Here is a 17,862-nt window from a genome sequence, read left to right as displayed (position 1 = left end):
TATTATTAGCTTCTTATTAAGTGCGATTCATTGAGTTGATTAATGTCGTTGCACCCCATTAACGCCAAGCTAACGGAGAGTGCTTTCTGCCACTGTTTCAGTAGTTGTGTCACGCCAAACTCGCCATAGCCAGCTAGTGCGTATATCCATGCACGCCCTAATAGCCCACCATCGGCGCCCAGCGCTAGTGCAATTAACAAATCCTGTGGGTTACGCAGCCCGCCATCGAGCCAAAGTTCAATGCGTTCGCGACATCCCTGATTCAATAAGTGTTGGTTAATCTCGGGTAATATATCAATCGGACATGGCGCGCCATCGAGTTGACGCCCCCCATGATTAGAAATAATCAAACCGTCGGCACCGACTTTTACAGCCTGCAGTGCATCATCAGAATGTAAGATGCCTTTGACTACTAACTTGCCTGGCCAACGGGAGCGAATCCACGCAATATCATCCCACGTGACACGAGGATCAAACTGTGCGTCGACCCAGCTTTTGAAGTCTGTCAATTGTCGTGCGTTGGGCACCGCGTCGGTGAGATTACCAAAAACGTGGGGGCCGCCTTTTAAGCCTACGTCCCATAACCATTGGGGATGTGATACAAAGTCATAGAATCGCTTTAACTTAGCGAGCCCCGTGCTTGATTCGAAGCCATTTCTGACATCTCGATAGCGCACACCCAACACCGCCAAATCGACCGTCACAACGAGCACTTCAACACCTTGTGCTTGCACGCGATCAAGTAGCTGTGCAACAAATTCGCGATCGCGCATCATGTATAATTGAAACCATGCCGGCTGAGTATCACGGTGCTGATGAATTTCATTAATACCACACAGTGACACGGTGGATGCGCAGAAAGGAATGTGTTCGTGTTGAGCAGCTCGGTATGCCTGTGTTTCGCCACGACGCGCCATCATGCCTGCTAAGCCAACAGGTCCTAGCGCAAGCGGCGCTGCATAAGATTGACCCAGTCGATTCACCGCAAGGTTTATATGTTCAACATCACGCAGCACACGTTGTTGTAAGCGCCAGCGTGAAAACGAATGGACATTAGCGTGTGCGGTTTGTTCAGCGAATGCACCGCCGTCAATATAATCAAATAGTGCACGTGGCAAACGCCGCTTAGCAGCTTGCCTAAAATCCTCACTGCCCGCTGGGGTAATCGGGTATCTCATAATGGTTCAAACGTTGTTTTAATGAACGCCAATTCGGCAGAAATGAGTCCATTAACGCATAAAAACGCCTGTTATGGTAGCGCTCAAATAAGTGCGTAAGCTCATGAACAACAACGTACTCAAGCAACTCCAAGGGAAAGTGCACTAATTGGAAGCTCAGCCAAATCTTCTCGGTTCTTGTGTTACAAGTGCCCCATCGTGTATGCATTTTGCGGATGCCGAAACAACTTGCTTTGACACCCATCAAGGGTTCCCAATAAGTAAGGAGTGCCGTGATCCTCTCACTTAAGTAGCGGCGCAGTTGTCGTTCGACGTGTTGTTCAGTCAGTCCCTTATCGCCCCGTACAGTCACGTTGAACAGCGCCAAATCAGCCTCAGGGCCAGCCGCCTTGGCGTTTCGGCAAGCCTGGCATAGATACCAGCGACCCGCGAGTAACACGCGCTCCGTACTGAGTAACGGCACGCTGGGCGAGCGCGCCGTATCACGCAACTGTGCACGACGTTGTGTAATCCATTCATGCCGCTCTGCAATGAGTTCATCAATGTACTTTTGAGGACAGCGTTTAGGTGCACTCACCTCTAACTCATCAGCCGAGCGTAAGCGCAAATAAATATGCTTTATCGGCTTACGCAGAATGTTAACTTTAAGAGGCGTCGTTACTTGTTCCATGCCCACCTTGTTTGACGATAAGCTGCTTTAACTCGGTGATCTCTGACCGTAAACCAGCGATTTGCTCGTTTAACTGCTGCTCGCGACTTTGTTCAAGCTCTTGCTCACAGGCTTGCAGTTCACGTCGGCTTTCTTTGTCCATTACATTGACAACAATACCGATCACCATGTTCAGAAAAGCAAAAGCGGTCAAGAAAATGAACGTCATATAGAACAGCCAACTCCATGGATAGACTTCCATCGTCTCATATTGGATATCCGTCCAGTCTTCAAACGTCATCACGCGGAACAGAGTAAGCATCGAACGTGCGATGTTTTCCCAGAGGAACGGATTAATATCTTTAAATAGATAACTCCCCAGCGCAGCGTAGATGTAGAAGATAATGAACATCAACAATACGACGTAACCCATCTGCGGCAGTGCTTTTAGCAAGGATGTGATGAGCGTTCGTAATTCGGGAATGATCGATATCATTCGAAGCACTCGGAATACACGCACAAGGCGAGCCAACAAGGCAAGTTCAGAGTCATTCACTGGAATTAGACTGACCACGACTACCAGCGTATCGAACACGTTCCAGCCATTTTTAAAGAAGTGCTTTTTATCGCTATCGGCGATGAACCGAATGGTAATTTCAACCACAAAAAAAACCGTGATGAACCAGTCCAAGCCCACCAGCATCGTATTTACCAAGTTCGGTAGTTCGTAAGTTTTGGCACCAATTTCCAACGCCGAGATGATGATTACGGTAATCACCGCAAACTCAAATAAACGGTTGTTCTTTAACGCGGCTAAGCGCCCTTTTAGTGCTTCATACATACGATTGTTTTACCTTAAATATCGAAACACGTTTACAGATAGAAAACCCAAACTAAATAGCCTGCCAGTAGAAAACGGTAAATCACGTAAGGCCACATACCAACTTGATTTAACCATTTCAAAAACAGGTGAATTGCAGTGATAGCCGTTATAAATGAGGCCAAGGTACCTATCATGAATGCAGTCCAATCGATCAATATATCCTCGCTGACCACATCCATTAATTTTAGGGTTGCCGCTGCTAAAGTGATAGGAATCGCCATGAAAAACGAGAATTTTGAGGCTGTTTCTCGCGTCATTCCCAAAAATAGCCCTGCCGTAATCGTCGACCCTGATCGAGACGTACCAGGAATCAGAGCAACGGCTTGAAATAAGCCGACAATGATGGCGTCTTTTAAACCAATTTGATCGAGTGTTCGCGTTCCGCGACAAAACTTATCCGCCACCGCGAGCAATACGGCAAACACGACCGTTGTCGTAATGATGACTGCGACGGCGCGTAATACCGAATCAACGTAATCAATCAGGAAATAGCCGGCTACACACGCTGGAATGGTCGCGATCACGACCATCCATGCAAGTTTGCTCTCACCAACATGTTTTCCTCTCGGTATGGAACGCAAGCCATCAAAAAGCAAAGTCCCCACCTCTTTGCGGAAATAGCCAATAACGGCTAACAACGTTCCCACGTGAACCGCTAAATCAAAAGCAACCCCTTGATCTTGCCAGCCTGTAAGCACGGGCAACAAAATTAGGTGAGCAGAACTAGAGATGGGTAAAAACTCAGTAATCCCTTGTAATATCCCCAACCAAATAGCGTGTAAAAGATCCATATTAATGCCTACTAACTGATGTTTTTATCATTTTCGCAGGCATTATACGCACAACCGCTTTTAATTTAATAAGCGAAAGAATAAATTTTCGGTCTCTTATCGCTTAATGCGCGCATGTAATCGCGTGACCACGTCAATCGTATCCCTCTCTGGAATAAGAAAACACAGGTTAAATTCACTGGCACCCTGGCAAATAAGCCGCACGGGTGTTGGTGCGACGGCATCAAACACCCATTGGCTGAGCTGGGACTGACGACCAATTTGATTACCTATAAGTGCTATGAGCGTTAAGTTGTACTCAAGTTCAACTTTAGCAAACAGTTCAATCTCTGCGATGGCTGCGGCTGGCACAGATACCGCGTGATTAGCTTGACTACCTCCCTCATCTAACGTGAGCGCAATACTTACTTCTGAAGTCGTGATCAGGTCAACACTAATATCGTACTTAGCGAAAATCGAAAACAACTGCGCGAGAAAACCCGAAGCATGAAACATATCAATGCTATGTACGGTCATCAAAGTCTGCTGTCTACGGACTGCGACCGCCCTAACATCGGGTTTATGAGTACTGTTCTTTACCAAACGAGTTCCGCCACGAGCAGGATACGCCGCATGCCCGACAAATACCGGTATCTGATACTCAATAGCAGGCAATAAGCTCGCAGGATGTAAAACTTTAGCGCCAAAAGTCGCCATTTCAGCCGCTTCATCAAAGCTCATTTCAGCGATTGCAAAAGCATCTGAACATAGTCTTGGATCCGTCGAATACACGCCCGCCACATCGGTCCAAACTTGTAACTCTTGAGCTTGGACGACAACCGCGAGCAACGCTGCTGAATAGTCACTACCGCCGCGTCCCAGGGTTGTTGTTTGACCCCTCTCATTTTTTCCGATAAAGCCCTGAGTTACATAGAGCCGACCAGGCTCTAAGGTTTTAAGCCATTGTGGTGCTTTTTCTATCATCGCTTTAAGCTGCGGTCTCGCTCGACCGTATCGACTGTCGGTAAAGAGCCAAGTTTTCGCCTCAAGTACTGCACTCGGTTGTTCTGTTTTCGCTTCCCAAGCCCAGCTAAATAGTAGGCTTGAACAATACTCACCAAAACTCAAAAGCTGGTCTCGCCACGCGACAAACGAAGCATCATGGGGAGTAGGTCTGCGCGCCACATGTTGTCTCAGTCGGTTATGCAAGTCATCAAGCGCTAATTGCTTCTCCACCGCGCCGCCTCTGTTTAAACGGGATAATTCATCGGCGATCTCTGTATGTCGATGCACTATCTCAGACAATATAGACTCCACATTGTCAGACTCGTTAGCGAGCATCACTAGCCGGTCGGTAACGCCAGCACATGCACTTACGACCACTAAGATAGGTTGGTTTTGTGATTTTACGTTGGCAACCGCGGCGCATATTGCCGAATAATTAGCGACACTGGTTCCACCAAATTTTGCAACTCGAAATGTATGTTGGGGATTAGTCATTTGATCCTCTGAACAACTTACAACAATGTTCAGAGAGCTTGGTACATGATGAGGATTCTCAATACTGCAGCCAGAAGCTCTCCACCCGTTTGGTGACAACTGCAGGTGTTCAAACCCAACAGCCGATAACTAAGCATCCAACCGCTCAGTTACCTCGGCGAAAAACTCCCTCACATTTCTTAAGTGTTGGAACTTATCAAGAAATGCTACCTAGCTATCGCGCCTCTTCCTAAACCTTATTATTAATCGTTCGTTGATGAGATTCAACTGCCGAAATGAAACTACAAACCTGGTTACGACCATTTGACTTTGCTTGATACAACGCTCGATCGGCTTGTGAGATTAACTCTTCTGGGCTCTTAACTCTGTCAGCACTCGATACACCGATGCTCACACTGGTCGTTACCGATTCAGTAATTGACATATTCAGACTACGGCGAACGCGTTCCGCGAGTCCTAAAGCATCACTTTTTGAGGTGTTCGGAGCGATGATTAGAAATTCTTCACCTCCCCAACGGCCGACAACATCGTCATCACGAACGACCTCAGTGAGACTTTGAGCCATTTTGACGAGCACTTCGTCACCAAACAGGTGGCCGTGTTCATCGTTAATTCTTTTAAATAAATCAACATCGAGTAATAGGACAGAAATAGGTAATGCCCGACGCTCTTTATATAAACTGAATAGCGTTACGTCGAGATACTGTCGGTTATACAACTGTGTCAGTTTATCCGTCTTCGCCATTTTTTCTAAGCGAATACTTTGTTCTTGTAATAACTCATTGGCCTCGGTTCGCGTCTTTTCATAAAAACGGTACAAAAGAAGACTAATAACAAATACCTCGAGCGTATTTAAAAAGCCGCCGAGTGATAAGTAAGGCACTTGTTTAACGAAAATGCTGATGTAGAGCTGAATCAGGAAGATAGTAAAAAAGACAACGGTTAACCAAAAACCCCGTGTCTTACCTAAAAGAAAAAACGCAAAAGGAGGAAAAACAGCGGTCCATAAGTAGCCATTATTACTTCCAGCCGCCAATGATAAAAACGCAGTGATCAATAATCCCAGAGTGAGAACAAAAAGCCAACTTACCAGCTCTAGTAATCGCTTCCGTTTAACAAGGTACAGCAGGCTCGCCGCAATAACCGCACCCAACGCATCAAGCAGAGCGAGTACCGGGTCACCGAATACAGCTAAATTTATTACCGCCAGTAGACACAGTGCGCCGACCCCCATCATCAAGCACGCTTGTAACAGTTGGCTGCGGCGATAATTAGGATCAAGCTTATCGATGATATATGTAGGACGAAGTAATTTTTTCACTCAGATTGATTAACCGCCCAAATAAAAAAGATTGACGGAAAAATAAACACCCGTCAATCTTTTTTGGAATCGATTAACTCAATCAAGCGGATTGTTTTAGCGTATCCATGTCAATAACAAAACGATATTTGACATCACCTTTTTTCATTCTTTCGAAGGCTTCGTTAATATTCTTGATATCAAGCATTTCTACATCACAGTGAATGCCATGTTCGCCACAGAAGTCCAACATTTCTTGGGTTTCTGGCATTCCACCAATCAGCGATCCTGCAAGTACACGACGCTTCATTACCAGCTGCCCTGCCTGTAATGCGGGATCTACTGGCTCAAGCAAGCCGACCAAAATATGCGTTCCATCAAATTTCAGACAATTCAAATACGGATTTAAATCATGCTGAACAGGCACGGTATCAAGCATAAAGTCAAAGGTTTCTGCCACCGCTTCCATTTGTTCAGGATCAGTCGAAATAACAACGTGATCAGCGCCTTGCTTTTTAGCTTCTTTGACTTTACTTTCCGAGCGCGTGAAGAGGGTCACTTCTGCGCCCATCGCTTTGGCGAACTTTACACCCATGTGACCTAAGCCACCCATTCCAATCACGCCGACTTTGTCACCCTGCTTAACACCATAGTGACGCAGTGGAGAATAGGTGGTTATCCCTGCGCATAACAAAGGAGCACTCTTGGCAGGATCGAGGCTGTCGGGAACGCGAACAACAAAACGGTCACTGACAACAACATTTTCTGAGTAGCCGCCGTAGGTAATTGAGCCATCATGCTTGTCCTCACCGTTGTAAGTCGGCACCATGCCACTCAAGCAATATTGCTCTAACCCTTGATCACATGCCTCACAGCTACGACAAGAGTCAACCATACAGCCAACACCAACAATGTCGCCTTCTTTATAGTCTTTAACATCCTTACCGACAGCCGTTACGCGACCAATTATTTCATGACCGGGAACCACTGGGTAAATCGTTCCACCCCAGTCATTCTGTACGTAGTGAATATCCGTGTGACAAACACCGCAATACAGAATATCGATGGCTACGTCATCTGCTCGAGGCTCACGCCGTTCAATAGTATGGGGAGCCATACCTGAGTTTTCAGATTGAGCCGCATAAGATTTAGTCATGCTTTATCTCCAAAGTTGATATAAATTTAGATTCAGCTATTACGAATGTTGTAAGTAATGGTAATCAATTTACAATTCACGTACCATTTGGATGTCAGCAACCTTCAAAGTCGTGACAAAATGCTCAAACACGTGATGCTCAGTAAGCTTAAAATCATTTCACTCGTTACCGCTGTTTCAATTCTTAGCATAGGCAGCTTCGCGCATAGCGCACCGACTGATCCTTCCATCAATACGACGCAGTTCGATCTGCCGGTCGATCAGTCAATTCACTATATGACTCGTCAGACTTGGACAACCCGCGATGGTTTGCCCCACAACTCGATAAATGCCATTGCACAGGATAAGCAAGGCTTTCTCTGGTTTGGAACTTGGCAAGGCCCGGTCCGCTTCAACGGCAAAGACTTTGAGATCTACGATGATATACGCATTACTGGATTACCCGACATCGGTATTTTCTCAATTGCGCTCAATCCGTGCGACGATAGTATCTACGTTGCGGGTGCGCGCGGAGGACTTAGCCGCTTTCATGACAACCGCTGGCTTCCACTTGAGCCTGCACCTCCATTTGTCAACGAAGTAGAAATCGACGCGCACTGCACAATTTGGGTCTCAAGTAGCGAACAAGGCTTGCTCACGTACGAAAATAATGAACGTGTATCGCAATTTACTACCGAAAATGGCTTACCCTCAAATAACGTCTATCAAGCACGTATTGATGACAAAAGCAATTTATGGGCGGCAACGTCTGCCGGGCTGGCGGTCAAGCCTGCGGGTTCAACACGGTTTAAAGTCATCGAAGGAATTCCCGCTGACCGTATTCGGAAACTTTTTCTCGATACGGATGGTCAGCTCTTGATTGGCACCGGCAACGGGGTTTACCAACAACAACCTAATACATTTGAATTTAAACAGTTGTTGCCAAATATTAATTACACCATTAGCGCGATCAATCGTACAAGAGACGGAGCTCTGTGGTTAGGGACCTACCGTAATGGCGTATTGCGTCTGTACAATGGCGAATTGCAGCAAGTTACTACGGCTAATGGACTCCCCAATAACCACGTCTTAGATATTCTTGAGGACCAAGAAGGGAGTGTTTGGGTATCGACCCACGGTGGTCTCATGCAGTTTCGGCGTTCATTGTTCACCACGATGCAATCTCATAACGGTCTTGCTGGCGACTTTGTAAGGTCGGTTTATGAATATAAAAACCAACTATACGTTGGAACAAGCAACGGCATAAGTACCGTCAACGAGTCACGTCTCGCAACCTTTAACCCCCCTCACCCTTTGGCAAATCAATCTGTTTTGTCGTTTGCTGATTATCAAGGGCAACTGGCCATTGGTACCTATACCAATGGATTATTCATCTGGGATGGTGAACGTGTTACCGACCACTTAACTACCGATAATGTTCTTAAATCAGAAGAAGTGCGTGCCATCGCGACGTCAGAACAATATGGTGTATTCCTCGGTACGCCGATTGGGGTTACCCAACTAGTGAAGACAGCCAACGGCTGGCAGTCAAAATTAATAACGACCCGAGATGGACTGCAAAATAATTACATCACCACGCTCCGGGTCATTGGCGATGAACTTTGGGTTGCCTCAGTCAGTGGTGTTTCTGTCATTGACTTAGCCGCGTCATCAGATCATTCGTTTAAGATTAATAAGCTTGATTTCAGTGGCTTGAATGACGCCCAGTTAACCTTTCAAATTAGTCTGAAAGGTCCTTACGTTTTTCTCGCTACCGATCGAGGTCTAATATATCACCATCAAAAGAATGATACCTGGGGCATCATTAACCGAGATCAAGGATTACCATTGGATAACTATATGTCCATGGCCTTTGATGGGGATGCAAACATTTGGTTAGGTTCTAACCGTGGCGCCCTGTTTATTGCCCATGATGTATTTGATGACTTTCTCAATGGCAAGATCGATAAACTGACCTATCAACGCTTTACCGAAGTCGATGGTATGGGGAGTTCACAAATTAACAGTGGCAGCCCCGCAATGATACGCAGTAGTACGGGACGAGTATGGATGAGCACTGCGCGTGGCGTATCGTCGATTGCACCCTCCGATTTGAAATCGATGGTACAGGTCGCCCCACCCGCGGTTATTTCATCCGTGACAGCCGACGGCGAGCGAGTGACTTATGGAGGCCATATACCGGCGGATACGCAACGCCTTGTAGTCAATTACGCCGGATTAGGATACCTCATGGCCGACCACATCGAATATCAAGTTCGCCTTGTGGGTTTCGATGATAATTGGCTTGCTCGCGGTTCAATGACCACATCTGAATATACGTCCTTACCCGCCAATGATTACGTATTTCAGGTCCGCGCTGCGTATCCAGGAGGTGCTTGGAGTGACCCCGTCAGCTTCGCCTTCACTCGTTCTGAACATCCCTGGCAACAATCATGGTTTTGGCTATCTATCATTTTTGCCTTGGGATTGGCGGCAACTATATTAGTGCGAGCACGAATTCGCTTTTTGAACAACCAACGGGCTCAACTCGAGCTGATGGTTGCCGAAAAAACCAAAGAGCTTAAAGGGCTTGCACGTCAAGACTCACTGACTCAGTTAGGTAATCGGCGAGCATTTGATGAGCAGCTTCAGTATGAATTTAAACGTTGTGAGCGATCGGAACAGCCTCTATCGCTTGCTATTATCGACGTCGATCACTTCAAATCTATTAATGACCGTTTTTTACATGTGATCGGTGACCAAGTACTGATAGAGCTCTCGGCGCTATTAAGCAACATGTTAAGAGATATAGACTACATTGCGCGCTGGGGCGGCGAAGAGTTTGCATTGTTAATGCCCGAGACAACCGCTAAAGAAGCGCTACAAGCAGCCGAACGAATTCGTCAGCGGATAGAGGACACATCTTATCAACATCTTGCCGATGAGCTAGCTGTGACAGTGAGTATTGGCGTGGCCTCGAGCGAACATTACCCTAATCACAGTGCGCTGTTAGTAGCTGCTGATAAAGCGTTATATAAAGCCAAGCAAAGTGGTAGAAATAGAACGGAGTTAGCCTAAATATGAAAAAGTCACTTATCGCGTTGACGGTGGTCGGGCTGCTCGCTGGTTGCGGCGACGCCACCACTCATGAGCAAAACGCTAACACCAAAGTGTCGGTCAAAAGCGTCTCAATGTCAGAGAAGCTCAATGAAATTTATCAAGGGTATTTTACCGAAAATCTCGATTTAAATCCTCTCACGGCGACGTATATCGGGCGCGAAGGCTATAACGACAAACTGCCTAATTTTTTGTCACCAGCCCACCGTAAAAAACAACGCCAGTTAGAGCAGACATACCTAGATAAAATCGATTCTATTGATATCGACTCATTAACTGAAAAGCAGAAAATTAGCTATCAAATATTTCGTCAGGACCGCATTAACGCCATCGCAGGGTTTGCGTTTCCTTCGCACCTGATCCCGATTAACCAGTTTTATAATCTGGCAAATCAATATGCGATGCTTGGTTCAGGTGACTCGGCTCAACCATTTAATGATGCTGAAGACTATGCCAATTGGGCAAAGCGGATGCATCAGATCCCTGTCATATTTGATCAAGCTATCGCAAATATGAAAGAAGGCGTAGAAACAGGTATTGTTCAACCTCAGGTACTCATCAAAAAATCAATAACACAAATCCGAGCTCAGCAAGTTAATGATGTTAAAGAAAGTATTTTCTGGCGCCCCATTGACCAGTTTCCAGATACGTTATCGGAGCAACAACAGGAAGCGTTCCGCACTCAATACGCCAACATATTGAATAACGAAGTTATTCCCGCCTATCAACGCTTAGCAGACTATTTAGAGCAAGAATACTTACCTCACACACGCACCAACAGTTTCGGAATTGGTCAGCTTCCAAACGGTAAAGCATGGTATCAGCACCAAATCAAAGTCAATACATCAATCGATATCAGTGCCGACAAGGTTCACCAACTCGGTAAGCAAGAAGTCGCGCGTATTCATGATGAAATGCGTCAAATAATGACTGAAATCGACTTTCAGGGTGATTTAAAAGCATTCTTTAACTTCATGACCAACGACGAACAATTTATTTACCCAAGTCGTCAAGCCATGCTGGAAGACTACCGTGCTCTCCGCGCAAAAGTGGACGCGCGTGTGCCGAAACTATTTAATATTTTCCCGCAAGCGGACTACGAAGTGAGACCCGTTGAACGCTTCCGCGAGCAGTCAGCCAGTTCCGGTAGTTATCAATCTGCACCGAGGGGGAACACGCGCCCTGCTATATTTTACCTAAATACGTACGATCTTCCCTCTCGCCCCACGTGGGCAAAAACCGCTCTATTTTTGCACGAGGCAGCACCGGGACATCATTTCCAAATTAGTATTCAGCAAGAATTGGAGGACTTACCGCTATTCCGTAAGTACGGTCGACAAACAGCATATACCGAAGGCTGGGGTCTCTATGCTGAATCGTTAGGCGATGAGCTGGGATTGTACCAAGATCCTTATCAGCGATTTGGTGCGTTAGCGGCTGAGCTCTGGCGGTCTATTCGTTTAGTTACTGACACCGGCATTCATGATAAAGGTTGGACCCGCCAGCAAGTGCTCGACTACATGTACGATAATGCTCCAGTAGCAAAAGCACGGGCTGTTTCAGAGGCAGAGCGCTTCATGGCGTTACCGGGGCAAGCCCTCGCTTATAAAATAGGTCAGTTGAAAATCGCAGAGTTACGACGCATGGCAGAACAAAAGCTCGGTCCTAAATTCGATATCAAGCGTTTTCATCGCATCGTGCTTGAAGATGGCGCACTGCCTCTATTTTTACTCGAGAAGAAAGTTCGTCTATGGATAGCGCAGCAACTTTAATCCTCATCCGACTGCTGGCGCGCCGCGCGGCGTGCCAGCCTAGCACAGCGTTTCGAGCAGTACTTAACCTGTTCCCAATCGCGCTCCCATTTCTTTCTCCACGTAAAGGGTCGATGACAATGGGCACAGCATTTGGTGGGTAAATTAGATTTTTTATGTGCCATGTTAAAGTAAATGATCAACGGGGAGTCGAGCGGTAAGCCATACAACAAACCGACGTCGCCAGCCGGCATCAGGTTCACGATAAATACGTTTGACCGGAACATGACTGCGATCCACCCAATAAAGTTTATAAAAACGGTTTAACCTAACTTGATACGCCCGCAGCGGTAATTCATGATCAAATATCTCGATGATGCGTTTTGCCAGACTTGGCGATTCGATAATGAGGCCCGCTTCGGTATTAATTTGTGCTGACCGTGGGTCAAAATTGAACGAACCAACGAAGACCGAACGCTCATCAACAGTCACCGTCTTAGCATGCAAACTTGTCGCTGAGCGACGAAAATAGGGCAACACCCGATTTTGGGGAGATTCTTCAGTGCGCCGTATTTCGTATAGTTTTACACCCGCGGTTAGCAGGCGTCGCCGACGCCGTTGATAACCCGCATGTACTGCGGGTACATCTGTTGCTGCTAACGAGTTCGTTAGTACTTGAAACTGAATACCTTGCTCGAGCATCGCTTCAATCTGTTGAACACCATTTTGCGTTGGCACAAAGTAAGGCGAAACCATACGAACCTGTTGTTTTGCACGACTCAACACCTTAACCATTTGTTGAACCACTAAACGCGATGGCTTGCGTGACATTGATGCTTTGTACGGATCATCACTAATCCATTGGGCTTCTGCCGAATGCCAGGTTAATCGACTTAAATCGAGATCCTCGTCAGCGAGACCACCGAATACATACTCATTCAGTTGCTCTGCATGGGCTTGTTTACTGAATTGCTGCCAACGCGCAATAAACGCCTCGGTCCGACTGCGACCCGATATATTGTCAATCGACACAGCGAGATCACACTGCCAATAGTTCGACCAGTCCTCAGCAATAGCGCTCACGCAATCACCCTTGACGAGTACATCTAAATCTGAAAATAGCTGCCCTGCATGGGTTCCAAAGTACTCGTCACCAATATTGCGACCACCCACGATGGCATAGCAGTCATCGACAATGAACGCCTTATTGTGCATGCGTCGATTAACGCGTCGAAAGTCAGTAAAGTAATTAAGCCAGCGCAGTTTGCGATGAACTAAGGGGTTAAACAACTTAACTCGAAAGTTCGGATGCTGACTGAGATCACGTAACAACTGTTCGGTTGGCTTACTCGTAAAATCATCCAACAGCAAATAAACCTTCACGCCACGCTCAGATGCCAGTTTGCACTCATTCAACAGCGTTAAGCCACTGGCATCATCGCGCCACATGTAATATTGCAGCTTGATTGAGTGCGAAGCCATGCGGATGAGCGCAACGCGTTGGCGTAGACTTTCTCGGGCATCATCAAGCAAAGCAAACTGGTTGTGCTGTTTCATCGCAGGTGCTCGATTGCCTGCTGGATTCCCGCCAGTGTCAGTGCTTCCATCCGTCCGGACATGATCTCATCGATCATCTGAATAGAGGGGTAGTACTTCCAATGACTTTCAGGCTGAGGGTTGAGCCATACTGCGCGCTCAAATCGAGCCAACAGACGCTCTAACCAGACCTTTCCGGGCTCCTCGTTCCAGTGCTCAACACTCCCACCGGAGAATGCAATTTCATAGGGCCCCATGGTTGCATCCCCAACAATGATAAGTCGGTAATCCTCACCGAACCGTTTAATCAGAGATTCGGTGCTAACAAAGCTTGAACGCCGACGCGCGTTGTCATGCCAGACGCCTTCATAAACACAATTATGAAAATAGAAGCGTTCGAGGTTATGAAACTCGCCCTTCAGTGCTGTAAAAAGTTGCTCGACCTCGTAGATGTGATCATCCATCGAGCCACCAATATCCAACAGTAACAACACATTTACGGCATTGTGTCGTTCAGCTTGCCATTGCAGATCCAGCAGCCCACCTTTTTTACTTGTCGCTCGGATTGTTGCTTCAAGATCCAACTCGGTCTGAGCTCCCGTTCTTGCGAACTGACGCAAGGACCGCAAAGCCAGTTGATATGAGCGTTGCTCTAATGCAGCATGCTCGTCTAAATCACGGAATTCTCGTTTATCCCATACTTTGGCTGCACTTCGATTTCGGTTCCCCTCTTGCCCAATACGAATACCGTTTGGATGATAACCGTAGGCGCCAAACGGCGAAGTACCTCCAGTACCTATCCATTTGTTGCCACCTTGATGCCGAGACTGCTGCTCCTTTAACCGCTCCTTAAAGGCCTTCATTAGCTCGTCTAAGCCACCTAACTGGTTTAGCTTCTGTTTATCCTCTTCGGATAGATTTCGCATCAGCGGGTTATTCAGCCAGTCCTCTGGGATACGTTCGGCCACATCCACATCGACGACTTTATCGATGTACTCGGAAAAGGCGCGGTCAAATCGATCAAAAAAACGTTCATCTTTGACCAATATAACTCTCGATAATCGATAAAAGTCATCGATACTCCCCCAAATCACTTTTTTCTCTAACGCTTCGAGCAACGTGAGATACTCAGTGATAGAGGTTTTTAGGCCGTGTTTTCGAAGCGTAAAGTAAAACTCAATAAGCACGAGACGCCCGCTCGATCAATTCGATATCTTGCTCATGTTTCAACAGTGCACCGGCTAACGGCAACACAGATGGACGCTCGCGATACTCAGCAAGTTGCTCGGGTGAAATATCTTCGGTTAGCAATAAACGCAACCAATCCAGTAACTCCGACGTTGACGGTTTCTTCTTTAAACCTGATATCGAGCGCACACCAAAAAATACCGCGAGTGCCTCATCAAGTAATCGAGCTTGCAGGTTTGGAAAATGAACTTTCACGATCTCAGCCAACGTAACTTCATCCGGAAATTGGATATAATGAAAAAAGCAGCGACGTAAGAAAGCGTCGGGTAATGTTTTTTCATTATTAGACGTGATAATAACGATAGGTCGCTGTTTTGCCTCGACCTGCTCCCCGGTCTCATAGACGTGAAAAGCCATTTGATCGAGTTCTTGTAATAGATCGTTAGGAAACTCAATATCGGCCTTATCAATTTCATCTATCAATAATACAGGACGTTTTTCGGCGCTAAAGGCTTGCCACAACTTGCCCGGCTTAATGTAGTTTGAAATGTCATGTACTTTGTCGCTACCCAGCTGACTATCACGTAAGCGCGAGACTGCATCGTACTCGTAAAGGCCTTGTTGTGCTTTTGTCGTCGACTTGATGTTCCACTGCAAAAATGGCGCATCAAGTGACTCCGCAAGTTCGATTGCTAAACGAGTCTTGCCGGTACCCGGTTCTCCTTTTAGTAGCAACGGCTTTTCGAGTGTCACCGCCGCGTTTACGGCCTGTGACAAGTCATCAGAAACGATGTAATGCTCTGTGCTTTTAAAACTCATTAATTTTTAACCTTATCAAGTCGATTCAAAATTCTGGCTAAATCCGCTTTCACAAAGGGTTTTGTCAAATAATCATCCATCCCTGAACGCAGAGCGTGAGTGCGAGTTTCAGGGTATGCATTAGCGGTCAATGCAACAATATGTGGTTGATGTATCGGTAGGTCACGAATTTTTAACGTGGTCTCAATACCATCCATGGTCGGCATATGAAGATCCATAAAAACAACATCGACAGTGTTCTGTTTTAGCATCTCAACAGCCTCATGACCACTCGATACTTTTGTCACATGTTGATCGAGCGATGTTAGCATCTCGCTCACGATCAGCTGATTGATAGGATTGTCATCCACAATCAATATACGGCGAGGCACAAGCGTAGGTAGTTTCGGCTTATCAAGCGCTTCGTGATTAACATCATCACTATAAACCGCATACATGGGTAGACGTAGACTAAAACATGTCCCCCGATTCGGCTCACTATCGACTTCAATTTCACCATCTAATAGCTGTACTAAGTTTCGTACGATGGCTAAGCCAAGCCCGCTGCCGCTTTGCTTTTTACTTAAGCCTTGATGTTCTTGTTCAAAGAGTTGCCAAATACGTTGTGTGTCACGAATACCCGCACCTGTGTCACGTACTTTAATCAGCAACTCGCCCTGCGCTTGCGTTTGAGTCGTTGTGGCTGGATCGACAGACCAGTCAATCGACAGCATAATAGTGCCTTGTTCAGTGAACTTAACGGCGTTGTTCAGCAGGTTTGTCAATATTTGTATCAGTCGCGCGCGATCACTAAAAATCCGTTCGGGCAACACTTGGCTGTGATGAATAATAAACTTCACACCCTTTTCTTCGATTGGCGCACGATACATCGACTCAATGTGTTGCAGAATCCGCGCTAGCTCTAACACGTCTTTATTAAGCTTCAACTGACCTTCTTCTGAGCGTGTTAGATCCAATAAATCATTGAGCATCTGTAGCAAATGATCACCGCTCTCTTTAACGGTCATGAGTAATTGATGTTGATGAGTATCCAAAGCAGTATTCTCGAGCACACTGACTAAGCCCAAAATACCATGTAACGGTGTCCTCACTTCATGGGACATATTGGCTAAAAATACATTCTTAGCACTGGCCGCACGACGCGCATTAATTTCTGCCTGCTTTTGTTCAGTGACGTCCGTTACCGTTCCGGCGTAGCGCGTTGCTTTTCCGTGTTCATCCCGCTCAATGACACGACCTCTGTCAAGAACATAAACGTAATGTCCGTCACGGTGGCGAATGCGATGTTGGCTCTCATAAAACGGTGTAATTCCATCCAGATGATCTTTAACCGCTCGCCATACGCGGTCATAGTCATCTGGGTGAAGTCGGCTTGACCAACTATATGGACTTTGCTCTATTTCCTCTCGTGACCAGCCGAAAATCTGCGCCCATCGGTCGTTGAAAGAAGTTAAGTTAGATTGAGGATTCCATTCCCAGGTGCCGAGTCGAGTCGCGTCGAGTAGCAATTGTAACCGATTACGCTCAGTTTCTAATTTTATCTCTAACTCTTTGCGCTCCGTAATGTCGATTAAATAGCCAAATAATAATGGCACGCCGTCATCAGTATCCATTTTTATAATCGTGGTATCGGATACCCATACATGACGTCCATTTTTATGCTTAATGCGATAATCATTGTGTGTGATACGAAAACCCGTTTCGCCGCTTTTTAAGCGTTTAACTTCCTCATTGACACGAGGTAAGTCATCCTCATGTATAAGAAACTTAAAATGAACTTCGCGGTCGATAAACTGCTGTTTATTGTAACCAAAGATGGACTCAACATTATCCGACACATAACGCACCGGCCACAGTTCCGAGTCTTGCCAGACAAACAAGCACACACTGTTGCCCGCAGCAAGTAACTCTGCAAAGTTTTGATTACCGATCTGCTCGGGGTTAGGTACACTCAATGTTTCTTTCATTTACTCACGCGTCGCATATCACAACTCAATGCATTCTAACCATAACGTACATAAACTGACAGCACCCTT

General features: G+C 46.3%; 14 protein-coding genes and 1 riboswitch. Of the genes, 2 read left to right on the top strand and 12 right to left on the bottom strand.

The annotated features are described in order from the left end of the window. Positions 1-5: 5 nt before the first annotated feature. From AWU56_RS05175 to AWU56_RS05145, 7 genes are all read right to left on the bottom strand, one after another. The gene (locus tag AWU56_RS05175; RefSeq protein WP_286681937.1) at positions 6-1,178 is read right to left on the bottom strand and encodes an alpha-hydroxy acid oxidase; all 1,173 of its coding nucleotides are present in this window, start codon (positions 1,176-1,178) and stop codon (positions 6-8) included. Beyond that, entirely contained in the window at positions 1,147-1,848 is a 702-nt protein-coding gene (locus AWU56_RS05170) for a M48 family metallopeptidase (RefSeq protein WP_286681936.1), read from the bottom strand. Before AWU56_RS05170 ends, AWU56_RS05175 begins: the two co-directional genes overlap by 32 nt. Continuing rightward, on the bottom strand, positions 1,823-2,668 hold the full coding sequence (locus tag AWU56_RS05165; protein ID WP_286681935.1) for an ion transporter: 846 nt from the start codon (positions 2,666-2,668) through the stop codon (positions 1,823-1,825). Before AWU56_RS05165 ends, AWU56_RS05170 begins: the two co-directional genes overlap by 26 nt. Before the next feature lie 32 nt (positions 2,669-2,700). Next, positions 2,701-3,501, bottom strand: a complete 801-nt coding sequence (locus tag AWU56_RS05160; RefSeq protein ID WP_006955459.1) for an undecaprenyl-diphosphate phosphatase — start codon at positions 3,499-3,501, stop codon at positions 2,701-2,703. Between the two features lie 96 nt (positions 3,502-3,597). Further along, complete coding sequence (gene lysC, locus AWU56_RS05155) at positions 3,598-4,980, bottom strand: lysine-sensitive aspartokinase 3 (protein ID WP_286681934.1); 1,383 nt, start codon at positions 4,978-4,980, stop codon at positions 3,598-3,600. Between the two features lie 66 nt (positions 4,981-5,046). Further along, positions 5,047-5,216: riboswitch (Lysine riboswitch) on the bottom strand. Beyond that, positions 5,210-6,301, bottom strand: coding sequence for a GGDEF domain-containing protein (locus AWU56_RS05150; protein ID WP_286681933.1), 1,092 nt, complete (start codon positions 6,299-6,301; stop codon positions 5,210-5,212). It overlaps the preceding riboswitch by 7 nt. An 82-nt stretch (positions 6,302-6,383) precedes the next feature. Further along, complete coding sequence (locus tag AWU56_RS05145) at positions 6,384-7,436, bottom strand: NAD(P)-dependent alcohol dehydrogenase (protein ID WP_006955463.1); 1,053 nt, start codon at positions 7,434-7,436, stop codon at positions 6,384-6,386. Between the two features lie 57 nt (positions 7,437-7,493). On the opposite strand from AWU56_RS05145, the gene AWU56_RS05140 reads away from it, so the two are divergent. Together AWU56_RS05140 and AWU56_RS05135 are read left to right on the top strand one after the other, a co-directional pair. Beyond that, positions 7,494-10,493: a ligand-binding sensor domain-containing diguanylate cyclase gene (locus AWU56_RS05140; RefSeq protein WP_286681932.1), complete on the top strand. Its 3,000-nt coding sequence runs from the start codon at positions 7,494-7,496 to the stop codon at positions 10,491-10,493. 2 nt (positions 10,494-10,495) lie between these two features. Further along, a complete protein-coding gene (locus AWU56_RS05135) occupies positions 10,496-12,304 on the top strand; it encodes a DUF885 domain-containing protein (protein ID WP_286681931.1) in 1,809 nt (602 codons plus the stop codon). On the opposite strand, the gene AWU56_RS05130 is transcribed toward AWU56_RS05135, so the two are convergent. Genes AWU56_RS05130 through AWU56_RS05110 form a run of 5 tightly spaced genes read right to left on the bottom strand, consistent with a single transcriptional unit; the run spans position 12,301 to position 17,793 of the window. Beyond that, a complete protein-coding gene (locus AWU56_RS05130) occupies positions 12,301-12,468 on the bottom strand; it encodes a DUF2256 domain-containing protein (RefSeq protein ID WP_286681930.1) in 168 nt (55 codons plus the stop codon). The two genes, AWU56_RS05135 and AWU56_RS05130, sit on opposite strands and share 4 nt — an antisense overlap. A 1-nt stretch (position 12,469) precedes the next feature. Next, positions 12,470-13,840, bottom strand: a complete 1,371-nt coding sequence (locus AWU56_RS05125; RefSeq protein WP_286681929.1) for a phospholipase D family protein — start codon at positions 13,838-13,840, stop codon at positions 12,470-12,472. Continuing rightward, complete coding sequence (locus AWU56_RS05120; RefSeq protein ID WP_272978430.1) at positions 13,837-15,006, bottom strand: vWA domain-containing protein; 1,170 nt, start codon at positions 15,004-15,006, stop codon at positions 13,837-13,839. Before AWU56_RS05120 ends, AWU56_RS05125 begins: the two co-directional genes overlap by 4 nt. Then, entirely contained in the window at positions 14,996-15,826 is an 831-nt protein-coding gene (locus AWU56_RS05115) for an AAA family ATPase (RefSeq protein WP_006955469.1), read from the bottom strand. The genes AWU56_RS05120 and AWU56_RS05115 overlap by 11 nt, the downstream gene beginning before the upstream one ends. Then, the gene (locus AWU56_RS05110) at positions 15,826-17,793 is read right to left on the bottom strand and encodes a PAS domain-containing sensor histidine kinase (RefSeq protein WP_006955470.1); all 1,968 of its coding nucleotides are present in this window, start codon (positions 17,791-17,793) and stop codon (positions 15,826-15,828) included. The genes AWU56_RS05115 and AWU56_RS05110 overlap by 1 nt, the downstream gene beginning before the upstream one ends. Positions 17,794-17,862: the final 69 nt, after the last annotated feature.

Source organism: Idiomarina sp. T82-3 (genome assembly GCF_001577655.1).
GTDB classification, from domain to species: domain Bacteria; phylum Pseudomonadota; class Gammaproteobacteria; order Enterobacterales; family Alteromonadaceae; genus Idiomarina; species Idiomarina baltica.
Note: the sequence above shows the minus strand (reverse complement) of the source record. Positions and strands in the feature narration are given on the sequence as shown.

Coding starts and splice junctions, on each gene's coding strand:
- AWU56_RS05175 (WP_286681937.1), bottom strand. CDS start 1,178: ATGAGATACCCGATTACCCCAGCGGGCAGTGAGGATTTTAGGCAAGCT.
- AWU56_RS05170 (WP_286681936.1), bottom strand. CDS start 1,848: ATGGAACAAGTAACGACGCCTCTTAAAGTTAACATTCTGCGTAAGCCG.
- AWU56_RS05165 (WP_286681935.1), bottom strand. CDS start 2,668: ATGTATGAAGCACTAAAAGGGCGCTTAGCCGCGTTAAAGAACAACCGT.
- AWU56_RS05160 (WP_006955459.1), bottom strand. CDS start 3,501: ATGGATCTTTTACACGCTATTTGGTTGGGGATATTACAAGGGATTACT.
- lysC (WP_286681934.1), bottom strand. CDS start 4,980: ATGACTAATCCCCAACATACATTTCGAGTTGCAAAATTTGGTGGAACC.
- AWU56_RS05145 (WP_006955463.1), bottom strand. CDS start 7,436: ATGACTAAATCTTATGCGGCTCAATCTGAAAACTCAGGTATGGCTCCC.
- AWU56_RS05140 (WP_286681932.1), top strand. CDS start 7,494: ATGGTAATCAATTTACAATTCACGTACCATTTGGATGTCAGCAACCTT.
- AWU56_RS05135 (WP_286681931.1), top strand. CDS start 10,496: ATGAAAAAGTCACTTATCGCGTTGACGGTGGTCGGGCTGCTCGCTGGT.
- AWU56_RS05130 (WP_286681930.1), bottom strand. CDS start 12,468: ATGGCACATAAAAAATCTAATTTACCCACCAAATGCTGTGCCCATTGT.
- AWU56_RS05125 (WP_286681929.1), bottom strand. CDS start 13,840: ATGAAACAGCACAACCAGTTTGCTTTGCTTGATGATGCCCGAGAAAGT.
- AWU56_RS05115 (WP_006955469.1), bottom strand. CDS start 15,826: ATGAGTTTTAAAAGCACAGAGCATTACATCGTTTCTGATGACTTGTCA.
- AWU56_RS05110 (WP_006955470.1), bottom strand. CDS start 17,793: ATGAAAGAAACATTGAGTGTACCTAACCCCGAGCAGATCGGTAATCAA.